Here is a 3,418-nt window from a genome sequence, read left to right as displayed (position 1 = left end):
CTGGCGATGCTGCGCTACCAGCTCAACCCGCATTTCCTGTTCAACACGCTCAACTCGATCTCGACGCTGGTGCTGCTCAAGCAGACCGAGCGCGCCAATGCGATGCTGTCGCGGCTCGCCTCCTTCCTGCGCTATACATTGGTCAGCGAACCCGAGGGCGAGGTGACGGTGACGCAGGAGGTGGAGACGCTCAAGCTCTATCTCGGCATCGAGAAAATGCGCTTCGAGGATCGCCTGCGCCCGCATTTCGAGGTCGATCCGGGGGCGGCGGACGCGTTGCTGCCCTCGCTGCTGCTCCAGCCCTTGGTCGAAAACGCGATCAAATATGGCGTGACGCCGATGGAGGAGGGCGCCGACATCGCGGTCACCGCCGAGCGGCACGGCAATCGCGTTCACATTCGGGTCAGCGACACCGGACCAGGATCGAACCTCTCCGAAGCGATGGCGCGGGCGACCGCGTCCACCGGCGTCGGCCTGGCGAACATCCGTGACCGGCTCGCGCAGGCCTATGCCCAGGATCATCGTTTCGACGTTCAGGCCGGGGAGGAAGGTTTCGCCGTGACGATCGAGATCCCCTACAGAACCGCCGACATTCCAGCGTAAACGCCCAAGGATCCCCCCAGACATGCCCATCCGCACCATCCTCGTCGACGACGAGCCGCTCGCCATCCAGGGGCTGGAGCTCCGCCTCGAGCCGTTCGACGATGTGGAGATCATCGAAACCTGCCTCAACGGCCGCGAGGCGATCCGCGCGATCAAGACGCACAAGCCCGATCTCGTCTTCCTCGATATCCAGATGCCGGGGTTCGACGGCTTCTCGGTGGTTTCGGGGCTCGCCGAGGTCGAGCCGCCTCTGTTCGTGTTCGTCACCGCCTACAGCGATCATGCGCTCAAGGGCTTCGAGACGGGCGCGGTCGATTATCTGATGAAGCCCGTCGATACCGATCGCCTCGCCGATACGCTGGAGCGCGTCCGCCTGCGCCTTTCCGAAAAGCGCGCGGCCGAGGAGGTCGTCCAGCTCAAGGAGGTGATCGCCGAGCATGCCCCCGAGGCGCACGAGGCGCTGCCCGAAAGCGCCGAGCAGCCCGCGTCCAACCGCTACGAAAAGCTCATCAACATCAAGGATCGCGGCCAGATCTTCCGCGTCGACGTCGATTCGATCGAGCGGATCGATGCCGCCGGCGATTATATGTGCATCTATACCGGCGACAACACCTTGATCCTGCGCGAGACGATGAAGGATCTCGAACGGCGGCTCGATCCGCGCCGCTTCCAGCGCATCCACCGCTCGACGATCGTCAACCTCGATCTCGTCAAGCAGGTCAAGCCGCACACCAACGGCGAATGCTTCCTCGTGCTGGGCTCGGGCGCGCAGGTGAAGGTCAGCCGCAGCTATCGCGACGTCGTGGCGCGCTTCGTCCACTGACCTGGCTTCCGCCCCGGCTTCTGCCGGAGTAGAGCGCCGGGAATGGAAAAGCTGACCGCGATCGAGGGCCGCGCCTACCCGCTGGGCGCCAAGAACGTCGATACCGACGTGATCATCCCCGCGCATTATCTCAAGACGATCACGCGCGTGGGCCTCGGCGAGGGCGCGTTCGAGACGATCCGGGCGGAGCCGGGCAACGTCTTCGACGATCCCGCTTATGCCGGCAGCCCGATCCTGATCGCGGGCGACAATTTCGGCTGCGGTTCCAGCCGCGAGCATGCGGCCTGGGCGCTCAACGATCTCGGCATCAAGGCGGTGATCGCGCCGAGCTTCTCGGACATCTTCTCGAGCAACGCCTTCAAGAACGGCATCGCCACGATCGTGCTGCCGCAGGAGGCGGTCGATCGGCTGCTGGAGGTCGCGAGGACCGATCCGATCACGATCGATCTCGATAGCCGATCGGTGACGACGCCGTTCCAGGATCGCTTCGCCTTCGCGATGGATCCGTTCCGCCGCGATTGCCTGATGCAGGGGCTCGACGAGATCGGCATGACGCTGGCGATGGCCGACACGATCGGCGCGTTCGAGGCGCGCACCGCCGAAGCGCGCCCCTGGCTCGCCGCCTGAACATCCTTCGCTCGGTTGCGCCGGGTCGTGCGCGATCCTATCTCTGCCGCAACAATCGCCGGGAGCAGCCATGACAGTGTTCGACGATCGCGAGCGCGCCTTCGAGAGCCAGTTCGCGCGGGACGAGGAAATGGCGTTCCGCATCATCGCGCGGCGCAATCGCCTCGTCGGCGTCTGGGCGGCCGGGCTGATGGGCCTGACGCCCGAGGAAACCGACGCTTATGCCAAAGCGGTCGTTCAGGCCGATTTCGAGGAAGCGGGCGACGAGGATGTCGTGCGCAAGCTCTACGGCGATCTCGTCGGCTCGGGCGTCGATATCGACGAGGGCAAGGTCCGCCAGGCGCTGAGCGACTCCACCGTCGAGGCGCGCCGCCAGTTGATCGGGGTCGAATAGACCCGCGATGCCGATGTCCGCGCAAGAGATAGAGACGATGATCCGCACGGCAATTCCCGACGCCGAGGTCGTGATCGACGATCTCGCGGGCGACGGCGACCATTATGCCGCGCGCGTCGTTTCCGAAAGTTTCCGGGGCCTGCCCCGCGTTCGCCAGCACCAGCGCGTCTATGAGGCGCTGGGCGGCCGGATGGGGGGCGTGCTCCACGCGCTCCAGCTCACCACCGCCACCCCGCCCGAGGGACTATGACCATGACCGATCCCACAACCGAAGCCCAGACCCGCATCGACAGCGTCGTGAAGGCCAACGACGTGCTGCTGTTCATGAAGGGGACACCGCTGTTCCCGCAATGCGGCTTCTCGAGCCGCGCGATCGCGATCCTCGAACATATCGGCGTCGCCTACGAGACGGTCGACGTGTTGCAGGATCAGGGCATCCGCCAGGGCATCAAGGCCTATTCGGACTGGCCGACGATCCCGCAGCTCTACGTGAAGGGCGAATTCGTCGGCGGATCGGACATCATGATGGAGATGTACGAAAGCGGCGAGCTTGCCGAGCTGATGCAGGACAAGGGCGTATCCGTTTGATGAAACTTGGTGTTTTAGCGTTGATTTCGGGTTTGGGAGTGAGCGCTCTGGGCGCGCAGGTGCTGCCGCTCGGCGCGCCGATGATGCCACAGGCGGCGCCCTCCGCATCGGCGGCGGCGCGCGTTCCGACCGGTCGCCTGATGCCCGCCAGCCCGATCGGCGCCAACAACCTGCCGTCCTACATCGTGCCGCAGGCGGCGCTGATCGCGCGCGCGCCGAGCGCCGTGCCCGAAGAGAAGCAGACCGTCCCCGGCACGGTGACCGATCCCACCGCCGCGACGACACCGCTCGCGCCGGCCGAACCCAAGCCGTCTCCCACGCAGCCCAGCGACATGCGCGGCCTCGCCCCCGGCGCCCCGCAGCGCAGTGCGCTGCCGCAGGCG

6 protein-coding genes and 1 pseudogene are annotated in these 3,418 nt (G+C 65.9%); all 7 read left to right on the top strand.

Annotated features, from left to right (window positions below; genetic code table 11):
• A partial coding sequence (locus tag HUU94_RS07550; RefSeq protein WP_174274478.1) for a sensor histidine kinase occupies positions 1-603 on the top strand: 603 nt, incomplete at its 5' end.
• 22 nt (positions 604-625) lie between these two features.
• A complete protein-coding gene (locus HUU94_RS07545; protein ID WP_174274477.1) occupies positions 626-1,426 on the top strand; it encodes a LytR/AlgR family response regulator transcription factor in 801 nt (266 codons plus the stop codon).
• Positions 1,427-1,468: 42 nt separating this feature from the next.
• Complete coding sequence (gene leuD / locus HUU94_RS07540; RefSeq protein WP_174274476.1) at positions 1,469-2,053, top strand: 3-isopropylmalate dehydratase small subunit; 585 nt, start codon at positions 1,469-1,471, stop codon at positions 2,051-2,053.
• Between the two features lie 70 nt (positions 2,054-2,123).
• Entirely contained in the window at positions 2,124-2,447 is a 324-nt protein-coding gene (locus tag HUU94_RS07535; RefSeq protein ID WP_174274475.1) for a DUF1476 domain-containing protein, read from the top strand.
• Between the two features lie 7 nt (positions 2,448-2,454).
• Positions 2,455-2,697 carry a BolA family protein gene (locus tag HUU94_RS07530; RefSeq protein WP_174274474.1) on the top strand — a complete coding sequence of 81 codons (243 nt, stop codon included), beginning with the start codon at positions 2,455-2,457 and terminating at the stop codon, positions 2,695-2,697.
• A gap of 2 nt (positions 2,698-2,699) precedes the next feature.
• Positions 2,700-3,035 carry a Grx4 family monothiol glutaredoxin gene (gene grxD / locus HUU94_RS07525; RefSeq protein WP_174274473.1) on the top strand — a complete coding sequence of 112 codons (336 nt, stop codon included), beginning with the start codon at positions 2,700-2,702 and terminating at the stop codon, positions 3,033-3,035.
• 38 nt (positions 3,036-3,073) lie between these two features.
• Positions 3,074-3,418: pseudogene (locus HUU94_RS07520) on the top strand (hypothetical protein); the annotation flags it as partial.

This window comes from Sphingomonas bacterium, assembly GCF_903644055.1.
Taxonomy (GTDB): Bacteria; Pseudomonadota; Alphaproteobacteria; order Sphingomonadales; family Sphingomonadaceae; genus Sphingomonas_I.
This window is presented reverse-complemented; position numbering and strand designations above follow the sequence as displayed.